This window comes from Martelella sp. NC20, assembly GCF_013459645.1.
GTDB lineage: Bacteria > Pseudomonadota > Alphaproteobacteria > Rhizobiales > Rhizobiaceae > Martelella.
In genome coordinates this window covers 766,851-785,081 of the sequence record NZ_CP054861.1, presented here as the reverse complement: position 1 = coordinate 785,081, position 18,231 = coordinate 766,851, and the positions used below count along the sequence as shown (strand labels likewise).

General features: G+C 59.9%; 17 protein-coding genes. 12 read left to right on the top strand and 5 right to left on the bottom strand.

Going from position 1 to position 18,231, the window contains the following annotated elements; all coding sequences use genetic code 11:
* The first annotated feature begins 2 nt into the window (after positions 1–2).
* From HQ843_RS03810 to HQ843_RS03790, 5 genes are all read left to right on the top strand, one after another.
* Positions 3–719, top strand: coding sequence for a dienelactone hydrolase family protein (locus HQ843_RS03810; RefSeq protein WP_180899750.1), 717 nt, complete (start codon positions 3–5; stop codon positions 717–719).
* A gap of 81 nt (positions 720–800) precedes the next feature.
* Positions 801–1,583: an SDR family oxidoreductase gene (locus tag HQ843_RS03805; RefSeq protein WP_180899751.1), complete on the top strand. Its 783-nt coding sequence runs from the start codon at positions 801–803 to the stop codon at positions 1,581–1,583.
* 27 nt (positions 1,584–1,610) lie between these two features.
* Positions 1,611–2,003: a nuclear transport factor 2 family protein gene (locus HQ843_RS03800; RefSeq protein ID WP_180899752.1), complete on the top strand. Its 393-nt coding sequence runs from the start codon at positions 1,611–1,613 to the stop codon at positions 2,001–2,003.
* 39 nt (positions 2,004–2,042) lie between these two features.
* Positions 2,043–2,909 (top strand): fumarylacetoacetate hydrolase family protein, encoded by an 867-nt coding sequence (locus HQ843_RS03795; protein ID WP_180899753.1) that lies wholly within the window; start codon positions 2,043–2,045, stop codon positions 2,907–2,909.
* A gap of 38 nt (positions 2,910–2,947) precedes the next feature.
* Positions 2,948–3,367, top strand: coding sequence for a RidA family protein (locus HQ843_RS03790; protein ID WP_180899754.1), 420 nt, complete (start codon positions 2,948–2,950; stop codon positions 3,365–3,367).
* A 382-nt stretch (positions 3,368–3,749) separates the two neighbouring features.
* Here HQ843_RS03790 and HQ843_RS03785 read toward each other — a convergent pair whose 3' ends face one another.
* Both HQ843_RS03785 and HQ843_RS03780 read right to left on the bottom strand, forming a co-directional pair.
* On the bottom strand, positions 3,750–4,895 hold the full coding sequence (locus tag HQ843_RS03785) for an FAD-dependent oxidoreductase (protein WP_180899755.1): 1,146 nt from the start codon (positions 4,893–4,895) through the stop codon (positions 3,750–3,752).
* Positions 4,896–4,965: 70 nt separating this feature from the next.
* On the bottom strand, positions 4,966–5,979 hold the full coding sequence (locus tag HQ843_RS03780) for a TRAP transporter substrate-binding protein (RefSeq protein ID WP_180903410.1): 1,014 nt from the start codon (positions 5,977–5,979) through the stop codon (positions 4,966–4,968).
* A 145-nt stretch (positions 5,980–6,124) separates the two neighbouring features.
* Here HQ843_RS03780 and HQ843_RS03775 point away from each other — a divergent pair, with 145 nt between their 5' ends.
* The 7 genes from HQ843_RS03775 to HQ843_RS03745 all read left to right on the top strand — a co-directional run bounded on the left by HQ843_RS03775 (position 6,125) and on the right by HQ843_RS03745 (position 14,369).
* Positions 6,125–6,808 (top strand): TetR/AcrR family transcriptional regulator, encoded by a 684-nt coding sequence (locus HQ843_RS03775; RefSeq protein ID WP_180899757.1) that lies wholly within the window; start codon positions 6,125–6,127, stop codon positions 6,806–6,808.
* Positions 6,809–7,115: 307 nt separating this feature from the next.
* Positions 7,116–8,339: an ROK family protein gene (locus tag HQ843_RS03770; RefSeq protein ID WP_180903408.1), complete on the top strand. Its 1,224-nt coding sequence runs from the start codon at positions 7,116–7,118 to the stop codon at positions 8,337–8,339.
* A gap of 271 nt (positions 8,340–8,610) precedes the next feature.
* Positions 8,611–9,831 carry an ABC transporter substrate-binding protein gene (locus HQ843_RS03765; RefSeq protein ID WP_180899760.1) on the top strand — a complete coding sequence of 407 codons (1,221 nt, stop codon included), beginning with the start codon at positions 8,611–8,613 and terminating at the stop codon, positions 9,829–9,831.
* Positions 9,832–9,903: 72 nt separating this feature from the next.
* On the top strand, positions 9,904–10,794 hold the full coding sequence (locus HQ843_RS03760) for a carbohydrate ABC transporter permease (RefSeq protein ID WP_180899761.1): 891 nt from the start codon (positions 9,904–9,906) through the stop codon (positions 10,792–10,794).
* On the top strand, positions 10,791–11,624 hold the full coding sequence (locus HQ843_RS03755) for a carbohydrate ABC transporter permease (RefSeq protein WP_180899762.1): 834 nt from the start codon (positions 10,791–10,793) through the stop codon (positions 11,622–11,624). The genes HQ843_RS03760 and HQ843_RS03755 overlap by 4 nt, the downstream gene beginning before the upstream one ends.
* Positions 11,625–11,640: 16 nt before the next feature.
* A complete protein-coding gene (locus HQ843_RS03750; protein ID WP_180899763.1) occupies positions 11,641–13,218 on the top strand; it encodes a sulfatase-like hydrolase/transferase in 1,578 nt (525 codons plus the stop codon).
* 2 nt (positions 13,219–13,220) lie between these two features.
* Entirely contained in the window at positions 13,221–14,369 is a 1,149-nt protein-coding gene (locus tag HQ843_RS03745; RefSeq protein WP_180899764.1) for an ABC transporter ATP-binding protein, read from the top strand.
* A gap of 163 nt (positions 14,370–14,532) precedes the next feature.
* On the opposite strand, the gene HQ843_RS03740 is transcribed toward HQ843_RS03745, so the two are convergent.
* From HQ843_RS03740 to HQ843_RS03730, 3 genes are all read right to left on the bottom strand, one after another.
* Positions 14,533–15,279 (bottom strand): siderophore-interacting protein, encoded by a 747-nt coding sequence (locus HQ843_RS03740; RefSeq protein WP_180899765.1) that lies wholly within the window; start codon positions 15,277–15,279, stop codon positions 14,533–14,535.
* Positions 15,280–15,299: 20 nt separating this feature from the next.
* The gene (locus tag HQ843_RS03735) at positions 15,300–15,914 is read right to left on the bottom strand and encodes an O-methyltransferase (protein WP_180899766.1); all 615 of its coding nucleotides are present in this window, start codon (positions 15,912–15,914) and stop codon (positions 15,300–15,302) included.
* Between the two features lie 113 nt (positions 15,915–16,027).
* Positions 16,028–17,623, bottom strand: coding sequence for an EAL domain-containing protein (locus HQ843_RS03730; protein WP_180899767.1), 1,596 nt, complete (start codon positions 17,621–17,623; stop codon positions 16,028–16,030).
* Positions 17,624–18,231 lie beyond the last annotated feature (608 nt).

Genomic DNA, 18,231 nt, shown 5'->3' with positions numbered 1-18,231 from the left:
GCGTGATCGAGCGGGACTGTGTTTACGGCGGCGGCGAAGAAACAGTGACTGGCTGGTTGTGCGCGCCGGAACCCGCGTCGCGCAAAAGGCACCCCGGTGTGCTCGTCGTCCATGGCGCGCACGGTCTGGACGATCATGTCGTTTCCTCGTCGCGCCGGATCGCCGCTCTCGGATATGCCGTTTTTGCCGTCGACCTCTGGGGGGAGCGCAAGCAGCCGAAAGGGCCGGATGAATTCGGGCCGCTGCTTGGACGATATGCCGGCGACCGCGACTACTGGTTTTCACGCATTGACGCCGCCTGCGCGGCACTCGCCGGACAACCGGAAACCGATGCCACGCGCATCGGTGCGGCGGGCTACTGCTTCGGCGGAGCATCGGTTCTCGAATATGTCCGAATGGGCGGCAGGATCGCGGCGGGTGTCAGCCTGCATGGCGGCCTCGACATGGTCGCCGACGACTGGTCGAGAGCGGTGGCCGGAACCGGCATCCTGATCGCGACCGGCGCCGATGATCCGCTCGCAAAATCCGAAGACCGCATGCGTATCGAAAACGCTATGAGCGCGGCCGGAATCGTTTGGGAAACCGATCTTTATGGCGGTGTCAGGCATGCCTTCAGCGAGCCTGATACCCCCGCAACGCCACCTTTTGCCGCCTATGATGCGCATGCCGACCGGCGTTCTTTCCAGGCAATGACGGCTTTTTTCGCGGCGATGCTTTAGCCGTGTTCTTTAGGGACAGGCGGAACGGCAAAGCGGATCAAACGACAAACGGAAGCATTTTAAAAGGATCAGGGAGCAGACATGGATCTTGGCATCAGAGGCAGGAGGGCTCTTGTTCTCGGCTCGTCGCAAGGGCTCGGTCTGGCATGCGCTCGCGCGCTCAGCCGGGAAGGCGTCAAGGTATTTCTCAACGGGCGGGACGAGGCCAAGCTCAGGAAGACGGTGGCCGAGGTAATGTCTGAAAATCCAGCTTCGGATGTCAATTTCATTGCCGCCGACATGACAGCCGAAACCGGCCGCGATGCGATCCTAAAGGCCTGTCCGGATGTCGATATCTTGGTGACCAACAATGCGGGGCCACCGCCTGGCGCGCTTGAGAACTGGGACGAAGCCGCTCTGCTGGGCGCGATGGGGGCCAATTTCATACCGGCGGCGCTTCTGATCAGGGCCTATATTCCGGGCATGCGCGCGCGCGGCTTCGGGCGGATCGTGAATATCACATCGGCCATGGTGAAGACGCCGCATTACATGATGGGTCTTTCCACATCCGCGCGCGCCGCCCTGACGGCCCTTTCCAAGGCGATCAGCGGCGAGGTTGTCGCTGACAATGTGACGATCAACAATCTTCTGCCCGAACGCATCGACACGCCGAGACAGGAATTCATGATCCGTCGCCGGATGGAGAAGGAGGGCATTGACTGGGACGAAGCCCGCCGTCGGACCGAACTATCGATAAAGGCCGGAAGGTTGGGCCGGCCCGAGGAGTTCGGCGATGCCTGCGCATATCTTTGCAGCGCTCAGGCCAGTTACATTTCAGGTCAGAACCTGCAACTCGACGGCGGCACCTATGAGGGGCTGGTTTGAGGCAATGAGCACGGTCGGGAGGAACATATGACCAATCGGGATACGGAACTGGCGGCGGTCAGCGCCGCCGAAGAGGAACGGCAAGCGGCTCTGATCTCTGCCGATCCGGCGGCGCTGGATGCGATACTGGAAGACGACCTTGTTCATGTCCACTCGACGGCGATGGTGCATGGCAAGGCGGCTCTGATCGCCCATGTCGACCGGATGGGCGGATTTATCGCTATCGAACGCGGGTCGCTGGATATCCGCATTGAAGGCGATCTTGCGATCACCACAGGTACGACAACCAATCATGTGCGCTCGCCGCAGACAGGCGGCGAGGTGGCGCTTGATGGCTTCCAGACCGTCGTTTTCCGACTCCGCTCCGGTCGCTGGCGAGTTCTGCTGTCGCAACTGACTCTTGCCCGCAAGCCGCATTGACGACCGCTGCCAACCAAAGAACATGAAGAAAGACCATTTATGAAACTCGCGCGCTTTACCCATTCCGGAAAAACCTCGATCGGCAAGGTCGTTGGCGACACGATCATCGATCTTTCGTCCGTACCGGGCGTCGGCTCGTCGATGAGCCAGCTGATCGGCGATCTGCCGCATCTGCGTCCAGCACTGGAGGCCGCAACCGAGCCCGCCTTGCCGCTTGGCGCGGTTCATCTGGAAACGCCGGTCAACGATCCCCAGAAGTTCCTGGCGATCGGGATGAACTATCGCAAACACGCCGAAGAAGCGCGGGCGGCCGGAATTCCCATTCCCACGAGCCAGTTCTGGTTCAACAAGCAGGTTTCCTGTCTCAACGGCCCCTATGATCCGGTGGAAAAGCCTGACGTCTCGGAGAAGGTCGACTACGAAATCGAGCTTGGCGTCGTGATCGGAAAGCGCTGCCGCCATGTGAACCGCGAGGAAGCGCGCGGCGTCATTGCCGGTTACCTGATCGTCAACGACGTCTCCGCGCGCGACTGGCAGCATCGCTCGCCGACCTTCACGCTCGGCAAATCCTTCGACACCCACGGACCGGTGGGGCCATGGCTGACGACGGATGACGAGATCGCGGACCCACTGCAACTCGAGATGAGACTGACGGTCAACGGTGAGGAGCGTCAACGCTCCAGCACCGCCGACATGATCTACGATATCTACGACCAGATCGCATACCTCTCGACGGTCATGACCCTGATGCCGGGCGACATCCTGGCGACCGGAACGCCGGCGGGTGTCGGGGCGGCAATGAACATTTTTCTGAAGCCGGGCGATGTCATGCATCTGTCGATCGATGGCCTGGGGCACATCGAAAACCGGGTTGTGTCGACGTCCGAAATTGCCGCGGCGTTCTAGCGGAAAGTCGGTGCGTGACAAGAAAAGGAGGTTCGAGGATGGCAATCGAAAAAGGCGAAATCGCTTTCCGCAGCAGACGAAGTGTCTATATCGACGGTTTTGCGCATAAAAACCCGGTGCCGGTCGCCTGCAGGATCGGTAACATAGTCTATTCCGGCGGTATCCACGGGCTCGATCCGGAAACAGGACGGACCGCGGACGGTCTCGACCGGCAGTGCGAACTGATGTTTGGCCATGTCCGCGATATCGTCGAAGCGGCAGGCGCAACGACGGCCGACATCATCAAGATGACATTGTGGATGAGGGATCGCGGCGATCGCCATGTGGTCAACCGCCATTGGGAGGCCATGTTTCCCGAACCGGGCAACCGGCCGGCGCGCCATGCTCTTCACTCCGAACTGGGCAGCGGCATGCTGATCCAGTGCGACTTTGTCGCTGTTGTTGATGCAAACGCCTAGTTTTTTTGTCCGAACGACTGTGGGTCAGAATTCCGGAATTTGTCTTTGAAGCGAAGCACAGGAATGCTTCGGAACCGATACCTGGTTGCAGGCCGGCTCACGCATTGGAATGCCGTGAGCCAGCCTGCTTTGCTGGGAACTGATTCCTTCCGGATCGTGCGTGTCTGGTGGCCAGTGCCGCCAGACCATCGCGCGGAGATGGTTTCGGTGCGCTTCGAGCCACCGCTGAATTTTCGACAAGCATCCGGCTCATTCGTCACCGTTCCATCCGCTGTCGCCTTGTCGGTCCGGTGCCGCAACCGCGCCGGACGATTCGGTTCAAGATATGCCTTGTCAGCGAGACCATTGGCACGCATGACGCGGACGAGCTGTGGCGAGCCCGTCAGATCGGTGCGAGCAGTGTCTCCATGATCCTCTGGGTCGTCGCAATGTTGTCGAAGTCCGGAAGATGGCCCTTCTCCCATTCGCCGATGTCGACGCAACCTTGAATCACCATTCGGCAGCGTTCGTAGCGACGGTCGATATAGCGCTTGAAGGCCTGTTCGCAGGTGGCGTCTTCGGCCAGGCATTCAGCCAGAACGATGCCGTCCTCGATAGCCTGCGCCGCTCCCTGTCCCAGATGGGGCAGAAATGCATGCGCCGCGTCTCCGATCAGGACGATGCGATCCTTGTGCCACGGCGGCGGCACGATCATCCACTCGATCGGCCGAAAGACGATCTCATTGCCGTCATGAACGAAATTGTCGCGCACATAACCGGTGAGACCGCCGAAGCCCTGAAGGCGCTCCCTCAGCGCCGGCGCGAGTTCGTGCTCCTCGAGCCGCGTTCCCGCCGGCCAGGACGAGTTCAGGAACATATAGGCGAGATCCGGGCCGATGGGCACGTAACCCGCCATGCCGTGGGGCGCGTGCTGCAGAATGATCCGATCGATTTCGCCGAAGCCGGGCACCGTGCGGGGTATATTCATGCGAAAGGCCGATTGACCGTTGTAGACAGGGCCAATGTCTTGATCAAAAACGTATTTTCTCGTTTGTGAATAGGTTCCGTCGGCACCGACGACAATGTCGGCATCGAGACTGGTTCCATCTTCGAGGTGCACAACGACGCCGTTTTCATTGGGTTGAAGCGATCGATAACGTGTCCCGTAGCGGATGCTGGCGCCGGATTCGACGGCCTTGCGCGTCAGAATTTCGTGAAGTTTTGGGCGGGTGAGACCGTTCATCGGGGGCAGGTGCGAGTTCTCGGCGACAGCGCCCGGCATCTGTCGGGTTTCATGACCCGCCGCGTCGAGTTGCATGCCCCAGGCACGGGTCGAATATCCGGCTTCGATACAGGCATCGGCGCAGCCGATCATATCGAGTGCGCGCAACGCGTTGTTGGGCTGGATGATGCCGACCCCGAAAACCGAGGAGTGCAGGCCGGAGCTGCGTTCGAGAACCTCGACCGAAAACCCTTTGTTGTTCAGTGCGATGGCGGCGGAAAGGCCGCCAATGCCGCCTCCGATTATGATGACCTTGCCTGATTGCATGAAATTTTCCCTTTCTAAAAGTTTGCGGGCAGGGCTCACTGTCACTGAACCCTGGTTTATCGCGAGCGGGTCAGTCGAACCGGGCCAATACGCTTCGGTAGCTTTCCAGCACGGCCTGCGGATCGGCGAGGCCGTTTTTGCGGGATCTGGCGATCCAGTCCTTGATCTGAGTGTCGAGGATCGGGGCCAGTTTCGCCAGCAGGGCGGCGGGAGCGTTGATGCTCACGATATGGTCGGACGGCGCTCCGGCCGTTTCGACTTCACGTGCATCCAGGGCCGCGCCGGTGCGTTGCGGGAGCCCCTCCGCGGCACGTCTGATTGCCATCCGTTGGTCATCGCTGAGTTCTGCCCAGCGCGCCGCGCTGATAACGACGGCGATCGAGACTGATCCAATGCCGCCGGGAACGACCGTCTGATGAGAGATCGCGTCGAGAATCCGTCCTGATGCCGCTGAATCTGGCGTGATGACCAGTGCGTCGACCATGCCTTTCGTGACATTCTCGAAGAGATCCGGGAAATTCGTGATCGAAGGAATCGCCCCAAGAGCCTCGACTGTATCGACCATGGGGCCGTTCGGTACCCAGATGCGTTTGCCGACGAAGGCTTCGGGGGTGTCGAGCGGCGCTTTCAGCGACAGGAACTGCCTGCCGGGAAGAACATGGGCAGAAAGAAGAACCAGCCCCTTGAACTCGTCATAGGCTTCGAGATGCTTTCTGTAGGTTTCCCAAAGCGCCACCGATGCCGCTTCGGCACTGGGCGCGTTGTAGGGCAACTCGGCTATATTGCCGAATGTCACATATTGCGGGATTTCGTTGATCGGCAGCAACGCCATGTCGGCAATGCCCCCGACGACCGCTTCATACTGGCGATTGATCGGCGCCAGCGTGGTATCGGGTATCGTTACGGTAATATCGCCGTTGCTTTCCGCCTCGATGCGGTTGGCGAAATCGCGTACCGCAACCGCTTGCGTGGCTTCGAAAGGCGGCAGGAAGTTGTTGAAGATCAGGCTGGTCGGCTCGGCGCTCGCCCGCAATGGGACAAGCGCCATCGCCACGGCAAACGCCGCGGTGAAGGTGTTTTTCATTCTCTCCTCCATGAATGAAAATGATTTATGCTGGTCAACGCTCCGCTCTGGCCGGGCGGCGTATTGAGTTTTTGTTCCTCCTGGCTCAACATCCGAACCTGATCGAATTAAGAAACCAATTGGTTTCTAAAGTCAAGAGGTCTTCATGGCGCGTCTCGGAAGACCGCCGGCGATGCCGGCGGAAGAACGCAGGGAAATGGTGTTTCAGGCGGCGGAACGCCTGTTCGCCGAAAGTGGCTACGAGAAGGTGCGGATGATCGACATTGCCAATGCCACCGGCATGGCCAAGAAGACGCTTTACGTCCTGTTCAATGACAAGCAGGAGCTGTTGCGGGAACTCGTGGCGTCCTCCTTTGTCTGGTCGGATGTCTCGTTTGATTCGAAAAAAGCAGACCCGGTCGAGGAGTTGAGCGCGCGCGTCAGGGATGTGATAGCGCATGTGCTTTCTGAACGTCACATTAACCTGTGTCGCCTGGCGATCAGCGAAAGCATTGGTATCGAGGATCTCGCGATAACATTCCACGAAATGGGGCTTGTGCGAAGCCGCAACGCGCTGATCGCGACGATCGACAAGATTCCGGCAGGGAGGCGGCAATACGATATTCCTTCGGATCTGATTGCCGGCATGCTTTATGGTGCGACGTGCGGGCATCGACTGATGACGGCACTTTTGACCGGCGAACTTCCATCGCTCCGCGAAGCCGAAGCGGCAGGCAATCTCGTGATCGGGCAGATGTTCAAACCTTTAGGCGCACTGAACTCCTGCCGATCTGAAGACGAAAATCCCAGTGACAGTTTTGCCGGAAGCTGCCGCGACCAAGCCGGATAGGTGGTTGTCTGTTCTTTCATCCGGCGAAATCGCCAAACGCCGCCTTGCCACACACATGGCCACCCGCCATTGCACCAATGAAGGCGATGAAATTACACAACGTCTAAGAGGACTACCGAATTCTGACCGGCTTCATTCTGAGTGCTGCCGGAGCACTTCACCTTTTGAAGGCCAAAATAGTGTCGCGCAGCGAAAGAAACCTGATATTCAGCGAAAGCAGAGGCAGCACCCCAAGACGATACGGGATGAGTGGCCGGCAGGCATCTCCGTCGGTGAGACCGATTTTCCGCGTGAGAGGAATTCTGGCATGAAGGCCCCGACGGCGCCGGTGAGCGCGATGAACACCAATGAAGCCCGCAATCGCAATCTCGCGGCGGTTTTCGAGGCCATCCGTGAGGCCGGAGGGGTTTCGCGGACCGAGATTGGCGCCCACATGCCGTTTTCATTGCAGACGGTGACGAGCATTGGCCAGGAACTGATCGCCATGGGGCTGATCCGCGAGGGTGACCGCCTGCAGGTGAATGCGAAGGGCAAGCCCCAGACGACGCTGCATATCGTCCCCGAACGCGGTTACGCCATCGGCATGCAGATGCGCTGGAACTCGATCACCCTCTGCCTCGTTGACCTCGACTACACCGTCATCGATCAGCTCAATATTGCCATCGGCGCCTTCGAACCACGGGAATATGTGGGTGAAGTGATTTCCCACCTGCGCGCATTTATCGACCGGCACGCGGAAAGGGATATCTGGGCGCTCAGCGTCTCCGGCCCGCTGCCGGTCGCATCACCGGGCATGCACGCCTCACTACCGAGGCGGTTCGCATGGATGGACGCCGAGTGGTTCCAGTCCTTCTGGGAGGCCTATTCCGCGCAATCCCTGTGTGACGAGTTGGAGGCGGCGCTCGGCCTGCCGGCCTATATCCTCAACAATCCGCAGTCGGCGGCAATCGCCGAGGCCCTTGCCGCGCCGCTTGAGGCGCGGATGGTCTACATCATGGTCGGACTCAGCCTGGGTGCGACCGTGGTCAATCATCGCCAGCTCAACCTGGAACTCTGGCGCTATGCCGGCGAGATCGGCTACGTGATGTACAAGGACGAACCGCTGAACCGGATCTTCTCGGTCTCGGGCCTGCGCGAGCAACTCGACCTCGACGAGCCGCAGGGCGTCTACGAAGAGATCATCGAGCGCGTGCTGGCCGAGACGCCGGATGTTCTTGACGACTGGTTCGACAGTTCGGCCGAACGTCTGCGGCTGATCGTCAATTTCCTCGAGAATACCGTCCGGCCGGATGGCATTGCCGTCGGTGGCTTCATGCCGGTCGGCTACCTGCGCGAGCTCGTCAGCCGGGTCGAGCCGCTGCCGGATTCCGTCGTTCTCGAAACGGACGATCCGCAACGCATCATGCCGCGCCTTGCTGTTGCCCGCCATTCGGCCGAATCCATTCCCTTCGGTGCCGGTGCGATGGCACTGTCCAGCCGGGCGAATTCGCGCTTTTCCGATCTCATCGGCCAGCGTCGCCTGCCCGGATAGGCCGGTCCGTGCGGACGCCCTGCCCTTGCCCCGTTGTAGCGATGGCAGGAGGATCGTGGCAGGACACGCAAAGCGGATGGCTTCGCGGCATCTTCCAGACTAACTTTTTGATAAATATAATTTATCTCGATCAAAAACGTGACCGTACCCAACGGCCACGGCAGCGGCGCTTGCCGTTTGTCAGGTCGTCTTGACTTTTTTCACGAAAGTTGATTAATTGACTTTGCCACGGATGTCCGCTCTGAGGACGTCCCATCTGGGAGGAGATTTCATGAAACTGCGTTTCGCAATGATGGCCGCCGCAGGCGCCCTTATGTCCACGATCGCGATGGCCGATCCGGTCACGATCACCATGTATACATTCTATACGACGGATGTTCCCTTCTACGAGAAGGTGTTCGCCGCGTATGAGGAACAGCATCCCGACGTCACCATCGACATCCAGACCTTCGAAAACACCGCCTATGACGCGGCGCTGCGAACTGCATTCGCCTCCGGCGAAGTTCCAGACATCATCTGCGTCGAGCCGGACGCCCGCGCCGTTGGCATGTATCCGCTGATCGAAGCCGATCTCCTCAAGCCCCTCAACGATCTTTACGGGAGCCAGGGCTGGGACAAGTTGTTCTTCCCGAGCGTTCTCGATCAGCTCGACGTCGATGGAACCTACTATTCCATTCCCGTCGACGTGAACAATTTCTCGCTGTTCTACAACAAGACCATGCTGGACAAATACGGCCTGGACCTGCCGCACTCCTATGCCGACCTGCAGCATATGGCCGACGTGCTGGGCAAGGACGGCATCTATCCGATCGCCTTCGGCAACCAGTTCCCGCAGCGCGGCCGCGACTACTTCTACATGCTGGCAGGCCAACTCGACCATTCGATCATCACCGATGCCGATTCCGGCGACATCTCATGGGATGATCCGCGCCTGGTCGAGGCCGCCCAGAAGCTGAAGGACATGGCCGACGACAAGATTTTCATGCCCGGTATCAATGCGATGAGCATTCCCCAGGGCAATGATGCATTCCTCACCGGCCGCGCCGCCATGGTCCTGTCCGGTCCCTGGGACGTCAAGCCGTTCACGGCCGGCAAGCCCGATGATATCGAGCTCGGTGTCATGCGTTTCCCGCCGGTCTTCGACGGCGTCACGGAAGGGACCTCCCCCGGCGGTGTCGGCAAGAACTACGCCATTCCGGCCGGCGGCAAGCATATCGAGGAGGCGGAAGCCGTCATGGCCTATCTCCTCTCCGAAGACGTGATGAAGCAATATGTCGCCGACCGCGCGATCATGGCGCCCTATGCCGCGGCCAATGTCGATATTTCCGATCCGCTGCAGAAGGCCTTCGTCGAAAACCAGGAGAGCAATGTCGTTCCGCGCGTGCTTCTGAACGCCGACACGCTCGATGCGCTCGGCAATGCCATTCAGGGCGTGCTGGCCGACGAGGTGACCGCCGAGGAAGGTATGCAGGAGGTCGAAGACGCGCGCTGAGCGTATACCGCCCTCGCGCCGCCGGGCTTGCTCCCCGGCGGCTGGCCCGACCTTAAGTCCGGAACGCAGCCCATGAAACCTCGAAGTGCAGTCGGTATGGCGGCGGAAACCAGAACAGGATGGAAATTCCTGTTTCCCGCCATACTGCTGATCGCCCTGATCACCATCCTGCCCGCGCTCTACGCGCTCGGCATGAGCTTTTTCTCCTGGAACGGCCTGTCTGCAAAATGGACATTCGTCGGCCTGGAGAACTATCGCAAACTCTTCCACGACCGGACGCTGGCGCAGGCGATTTCCAACACGGCGCTGTTCACCCTCATCAACGTCGTGTTCAAGCCGGCCGCGGCGCTGGCGCTGGCCTATGCGATCGAAAGCGTCACCCTGACCTGGCTCAGGATCACCTATCGCACGATCTTCTTTTCGACATCGCTGATCTCGGCGGCAATCGCGGCGATGATCTGGGCCTTCGTCTACGACCCCAATATCGGTTTCCTGAACCAGATCCTCGGCACCCAGATTCTCTGGCTCGGCGACCGGCATCTCGTGCTGTGGTCGATTGCCGCCGTCGGCATCTGGCAGTTCCTCGGCCAGAACGCGCTGATCCTCGCCGCCGGTCTGCAATCGGTCCCGCGCGAGCTCTACGATGCCGCCGAAATGGACGGGGCGACGGTCTGGGGCAAGTTCCGCTTCGTCGCGCTGCCGCACCTGCGCTCCTTCATCGCCATCGTGGTGGTGATCAACATCATCAACAATCTCAAGGCCTATGACCTGTTCAAGGTAATGACCGATGGCGGCCCCCGCCATGCCAGCGAAGTGATCGCCACGCACATCGTCAAGGTCGCCTTCGAAAAGGGCGAACTCGGCTATGCCGCCGCCATCAGCTATGCCCTGCTGCTGGTCACTCTGATCCTCGTGGTGGTCTATCTCTACCTGACGGAATTTCGCAGGGAGGAGCGCACATGAAACAGCGCCTGAGCTTTCTGACCGTCCTCAAGCATTGCATCCTCGCCCTGACGTCGCTGGCTTTCGCAGCGCCCTTCCTGTGGGTGATCGTCACCAGCTTCAAATCGCCGCAGGAATATTACAACGGGCGCATCTTTCCCTCGGGAACCTGGCAGTTTTCGAATTATGCCGAAGCGATCTCCCAGTATGACCTGCTGCAGTTCTACCGCAACAGCGTGATCATGGCGGCATCGGCGGTGGTCGTCGGGCTGATCCTCTCGCTGCTGGCCGCCTATGCGCTGTTTCGCTTGCGTTTCCGCTTCAGGAATGTCGTCTTCGTGGCCCTCGTGGTGCTGATGATGCTGCCGCCTCAGCTCACCCTCATCGCCCAATTCCTACTGTTCCAGAAATCCCACATTCTCTACACCCCGCTGGCCCTGATCCTGCCTTACATCCTCGGCGTCCTGCCGCTCGGCGTCTTCATCCTGCGCGGCTTCTTCAACGAACTGCCGATCGATCTCGACCACGCAGCCCGGATGGACGGGGCGACGGACCTGCAGATCATCTTCCTGGTCCTGCTGCCGCTGTCGGTTCCCGTCCTCGCCACGGCCTGCATCCTGACCTTCATCCAGACCTGGAACGAATTCCTGCTGGCCTCGATCTTCGTGCGCGACAACTGGTCCACGCTTCCGGTGGCGATCGCGCGGATCAATACGGTGGCAACTGTCGAGGGCAACCAGCCGATGAAATTCGCGGCCGTGGTGCTGTCGTTCCTGCCGCTGCTCGCCGTCTTCCTGTTCATGCAACGCTACTTCATCAAGGGGCTCGCCTCCGGCGGCCTCAAGGGATGAACGCAAGAAACCGACAATGATGAAAAACAAACCTCACATCCTGCTGTTCAACCCGGACCAGATGCGTGCCGATGTCATGGGGCATCTCGGCTCCGGCAGCACGGTCACGCCGTTCATCGACAGCCTCGTGGAAACCGAAGCCGTCTCCTTCGCCAACACCTGCTGCCAGGCGCCGGTGTGCACGCCGAGCCGCTGTTCGTTCGCGACCGGACTCTATCCGCATGTGAACGGACATCGTTCGCTCCACCATATGCTGCATGCCGAGCATGGCGAGAAGAACATGTTCCAGGTGCTGCGCGGAAGCGGCTATTTCGTCTGGTGGGGCGGCAAGAACGACCTTGTGACCGCCGATGACGGCCCGGAAGCCTATTCGGATATCCACTTCAAGGCCGACGCCGCCTTCTTCGAGCGTCACCAGAGCACCCCGCAATCCGATACCCATCGCGGCGATCAGTCATGGCGTGGCGAACCCGGATCGGACAGCTATTATTCATTCCTGAAGGGCGAACTGAAGAAGGGCGAAAGCGACAGCTACTATCTCGACAATGACTGGCAGAACGTGCTGGGCGCCATCGACTTCATCGAAACCGCGCCGAAGGACAAGCCGCTCTGCATCTATCTGCCGATCCTGTTCCCCCACCCACCCTACGGCGTCGAAAGCGAGTTCTATGCGCTTGCGAAGAACGCCCCGCTGCCGCCCCGCCGCCAAGCCACGCCGGAACAACTGGCGCGCAAGCCCGAAATGCTGCGGGAAATCCGCAAGGCGCAAGGACTTGAAGGCTGGACGGAAGACCGATGGGACGAACTGCGCCGCACCTATTACGGCATGATCGCTCGGGTCGACCGGCAGTTCGCCATGCTGATGGAAGCCCTGAAGCGTGCCGGCATTTATGACGACACGGCAGTGTTCATGTTCTCCGATCACGGCGACTATACCGGCGATTACGAGGTGGTCGAGAAGAGCCAGACCACATTCGAGGATCCGATCGTTCGTGTCCCGCTAGTCGTCAAGCCGCCCCGCGACCTGCCGGCAACCCCCGGCGTGCGTGACGGCGTGATGGCCGAGCTTATCGACATGACGGCCACTGTCTTCGAAATGGCCGGCGCCGATCCTGGCTACGACCATTTCGGCCAGTCGCTTGCCCCGGTCCTTGCCGATCCCGCAGCTCAGCACAGGGATTTCGCCTATTGCGAGGGCGGGCGGCGTCCCGACGAGATGCAGGCCTCCGAGCGGGAATCGCTCAGCCAGTTCGGCCCGAACCCGGCCGACGGGCTCTATTTCCCGCGCATCAATATTCAGGTTCACAACGCCCGGGCCCATGCCCGCGCCGCTATGATCCGGTCGCCTGGATACAAATACATCCGGCGGATGACCGGAGAGGACGAGTTCTACGACCTGACGGCGGACCCGATGGAGTGCGACAACCGCATAAACGACCCTGCACTTGCCGGCGAGATCGGGCGCCACAAGGAACAGCTTCTGAGCTGGTACCTCGAAACCTCCGACATCGTTCCGCGCGCGACCGACAGCCGCTGGCCCCAGGCGGACAGAACGCAAAACAAGGCGGAACCCGCGTCCGCAGTGGAGTCATGACCATGCCCAGCGTCGAAATCAGAAACCTCAACAAGCATTACGGCCCGTTTCATGCCCTGAAGGACATCAACCTGTCGCTCAACGAAGGCGAGTTCGTGGTGATGGTCGGACCTTCCGGCTGCGGCAAATCCACGCTTCTGCGCACCATTGCCGGCCTTGAGGACGCGACCACCGGCCAGATTTTCGTCAATGGCCGCGAGGTCACGCAGGTGGCGCCGCGCGATCGCGGCCTTGCCATGGTGTTCCAGAACTACGCGCTTTATCCGCACCTGACTGTCGCCGAGAACATGGGCTTCGCGCTCCGGCTGGCGCGGCGGCCGAAACCGGAAATCAACGCGGCGGTCGGCCGCGCCGCCGAGATCCTGCAACTGACAGAACTGCTCGACAAGAAACCCCGGCATCTTTCCGGTGGCCAGCGGCAGCGGGTGGCGATCGGGCGGGCGATCGTGCGCGAACCCGACGTGTTCCTGTTCGACGAACCGCTTTCGAACCTCGATGCCGCGCTGCGCGCCCAGATGCGCGTTGAACTGAGCGCCCTCCACCAGTCGCTTGGCGCCTCGATGATCTACGTCACCCACGATCAGGTCGAGGCGATGACCATGGCGAGCCGCATCGTGCTGTTGCGTGGCGGGATCATCGAACAGGTGGGCGAGCCGCTGGAGCTCTATAACCGCCCGGCGAACCGCTTCGTCGCCGGCTTCCTCGGCGCGCCGAAGATGAACTTCTTCGCCGGAACGATCAGTGCGGTCAGCGAGACCATGACGACCATTACGGTGGCCGGCGGCATCAGTTTCGATCTGCCAAATTCCGGCTTTGCCGCAGACACGGGCCTGAAGGCCGCGGACACGGTTTCATTCGGCATCCGGCCCGAAGATTTCCTCATCGCCGACGAGGAACCCAACAGCGCCGGGCCGGCCTTCGACGTGAATATCGCTCTCGAAGAACGGCTGGGTCGCGAAACCGTTCTCTACGCAGATGGCAAACAACTTCGCCCCGACGAGATCGAACAGCCGCATATTACGATACATCGCAATGTTCAATCCGGCTTCCGCCCGGGTGACAGCGCAAGGGTTGCGTTCAATCCGAATGTCGCAACGGTTTTCGCAGCCGACGGACGGGCCATCCGCTGGCCTTCTGTCGCACGGCATTGAATGAAATGTCTCTTCTGCTCAAAGGCTTTGCGAGAATCCGGGGCAAGCCATACTGAATGTCCCGAGGCGTACACGAAACGCGGGGCTATTCGAAGGGGCGCCGCGATGAAGATCGAAAGTGTCAACTTTCACAAGCCTGCGATCTCCATCCGCACCTTGTACCTCAGTCTTTCAACTTGTCATGCGCGTCGGCGATCCCCTTCAGCCAGTAGCCGGAGGCCTTGGTCCATTGCAGCGGATGACCCCGTTCGTTGACGAGGTAGTCGCGCGTCGCGCGCGCGAGCCGCGCCTCTGCCGCGATCCAGACGTAGCCGTCGCCCTCGGGCAGTGAGAGTGCCTTTAGTGCCGAAAGAACCGGTTCCGGATCGTCGGCGCGATCGAGCGGACGATACACCCATTTCGCCGCGTGGTTGGCCCGGGTCGTGAAGGTTTGCTCGTCGCCGCTATCGGCGACCGCCACGACGCTGATCACACGCGTGCCTGCCGGCAGTTCCTCGATTCGACGGCCGATCGCGGGAAGGGCGGTTTCGTCTCCGACAAGGAGCCACCAGTCGAAGGTCGGCGAAACGATCGTCGAGCCGCGCGGGCCGCCGATCTCCAAAACGTTGCCAGGCTTTGCCGCCAGCGCCCATCGTGTCGCTGGACCGGCATCGTGTATGGCAAAGTCGATTGCCAGCGTACGCGTTTCCCTATCGAACCGGCGCGGCGTATAATCCCGCCGTTCCGATTCACCGGCACCATTGGGGAAGAAGAGCTTGACGTGATCGTCGGCGCCGAGACTTACAAAATCGGTAAGATCGTCTCCTGCGAACAGGATACGGATCATGTTCGGCGTGACGTGGGCGGTTTCCTTGACCGTCAGCTGCCTGCGCCTGAGTTCGTGACGGTGTCTTGTGATCTGATGATTCATGAACACTCCAATCAATTGGCTCAGACCGGCTCGTAGCGGCTGATCTCAATGCCGGAGCCGACAGGGAGCACGACACTGGTTATGCCGGGTTTGGCGCGTACCGCCTGAGCATAGGCGATCGCCCCGGGTGCCGCGCGGCCGAGCATGTTGTCGGCAATGATGATCGCACCGGAATTGAGTTTCGGATAGAAGGCCTTGAGGCAGGGCACATAAAGATCTTTCCAGAGATCGAGCAGCACGAAATCGACCTTGCCGGATAGGGCCGGAATCATCTCTACCGCGTCGCCGACACGGAAGTCGATCCAGTCGGCAAGGCCTGCCTTTCGCGCCATTTCCTTTGCGTAGGCCGATTTATGCTCGTAACGTTCCATGGTGATGACGTGGCCGCCGCTCGCGCGCGCGGCGTCGGCAAGCCAGATGCCGGAATAACCGAAGGAGGTTCCGATCTCAAGGATAGTCGGCGCCTCGAGGCCGCGTGCCAGGATATTGATGAACTGCCCGGTATCAGGCCCGACCGCCATGAAGCGATGCTGGCCGCCATCCTCACCTCCGGGACGCGCTTTGTGGCGGTTCTCCCGTTCCTCGCTGATCTTCTCGTGATAGGCTTGGAGCACCGCCGTGATCTTGTCGTCCATGATATATATCTCCTGCTTGTTCCCTTGTGTATGGCGCGGTTAACCTGCTGTTTCGCTGCTGTGTCGGCAGATGCGTCGCACCGAATGGCTGGCAATTCGATGATCGCCGGGCTTTAGCGCTCCGAAACTCGAATGATTTCGGGGGCTCTTCCGTATTTATGCTGCGTTTGACGATGATAGACGATGAAGTCTTCTGCCGGCATGGGCTTGGCGTAGAGCCATCCTTGGCCAAAATCGACGCCAAGCGCTTGGAGGTGATCGGCCTGTTCCTTGGTCTCAATGCCTTCAGCGACCGTGAAGAGCCCGAGCGTCTTGGCCATCTCGATAATATGGGGCGTGACCGAACTGGTGGCTGTATCCTTGCCAATCGTGTCGACGAAGGACTTGTCGATCTTGAGCGCGTCCATGGGCAGGCCCTGAAGATACTGCAGGCTGGAATAGCCAGTGCCGAAATCATCGATTGCCACAGAATGGCCGCGTCCGCGGGCTCTTGCCAGCGTACTCCGCGCCGCCTCTATGTCGATGAAGCCGCGCTCGGTCGCTTCCAGCCATATCTGTTCCGGGCGGATATCGGCTTGGCGAAGCTTTGTTTCAAGGATATCGAGGATACGCCCCGATTTGATATCCGCGGCGCACAGGTTGATTGCGATATGCAGGCTTCGGTCGTCAATGAGCGTGCTGTTCAGATCCGAAATGACCGCCTTGATCACCTGATCGGTGATCGGCATGATCAGCCCGGTTTCTTCAGCCAGCGGTATGAAGAGATCGGGCTTTATCAAAGTTCCGTCCGGTCTTTGCCAACGCACCAGCGCTTCCGCGCCAACGCAGATGCCGGACTTCAGTGCGATGATCGGTTGATAATGCACGACAAATTCACATTTGCGAACCGCAATCTCAAGCTCTGCCAGTGGAGACAAACGTCTTCGCGACAGCCAAATTACGACGCCGACTGTAAATATCGCCGAGACCAGGCCGATCGGCAGCATCAACATTCGCTCTGAATTCAACCCGGTGGCCACTTCAGATCGTTGTTTGGTGGCAACCGCGACCATGCCTTCTCTACGCGCCGTGGCGAACAGATCGCTGTCGGTCATTCCTTTGCTGCGGCCGGCGACGAGCGAACTGACAGCTTCGCGGTCCGGTGCATTCAGCGTTTGGATGATCGTGCCGTCCTCGTTTGCCAACGCAATGGATATGCCATCATCGATCAAAACGTCGACAAACCTTGATGGAACCACCAAGGCATTGTAGGCGCCGGAACGCAACGCCATGACCGGTCTCCCGCCGCTGATTGCGGGTTTGACGTGTATCGAAACTTCGATGCCGTCCTCAGTATGAAAATCGGTTGGTGACTCGGCAAACTCACCGGTCGTTCTGCCCCAGGATGTGCATTTTAGTAGGCCCTCCTCGAAATATCCGATCTCTTCCACGGAAGGAGTGTCGACCGTCAGGGTTCGCATCAGCGCGACGTGGGCGTCGGAACAGGGCGCCAGGGATGTTGCGCCAACCTTGGCGAGTGCCGCTTTGGCATCGGCGAATGTGCCTGTTGCTCGCATTATCGTCAGGCCGGCGACCTGTTCCAACCGTTTCTGCACCCTCTGGACGGCGATAAACCAAGCAAGATAGGACGCAGCAACGATCGGGAGCGCCGCGCCTAGAATGCCCAGAAACACCGCAATTGTGATAATACGCGAACGCCGCTTGCCCATGCCGTCAACCTAAATGAACGATGCCGCTGTATCATGCAAAACCCAAGTTAAAAAGCGCTGCTGGCCTTCCTAAGGGTTAGGCCTTCGCGATCGGCGCGTGAACAGCGATGGCACACGAGAAGATGTTGATGATCGTCGCCCTTTCGCAGCCGCGTCCAATCCAATCTTCACAAGAGGAACTGATATACGGAAATGGCGAGATCTCGAACTGTACGGGACGTCTGGTTGGTTTTCTGCTGGATAACCATGGCGCGATTTCGGGACTCGTGGTCGTGACGAGGGGGCCGATCTTGAACTTAACGAGACTGCAACCTCGCCGCTTCCTGTCGATCAAAAGACCAAACTAGGACCGGTCTCTTGTGCGCTTTTCTCTGTCGAGGCAGAGATGAATTTCCGTGGACCTGTCGCTCTCGGCCAAGAGCCGTGAGGGAGCCGCCATATCCTCGCCCTGACGGATGGTGGTCTCCGAGCGGGAACGGGTTGCGTGTATGTCTGCTTCGGATTGTCGATCAGCAGCGCGTTTGCGTTCGGCGATTTTCACTGGCAAGAAAAAAGTGGGGTTGATCGCACGACGATGCCGACTTTCGCCGCCCGTTTCATGATTTTGC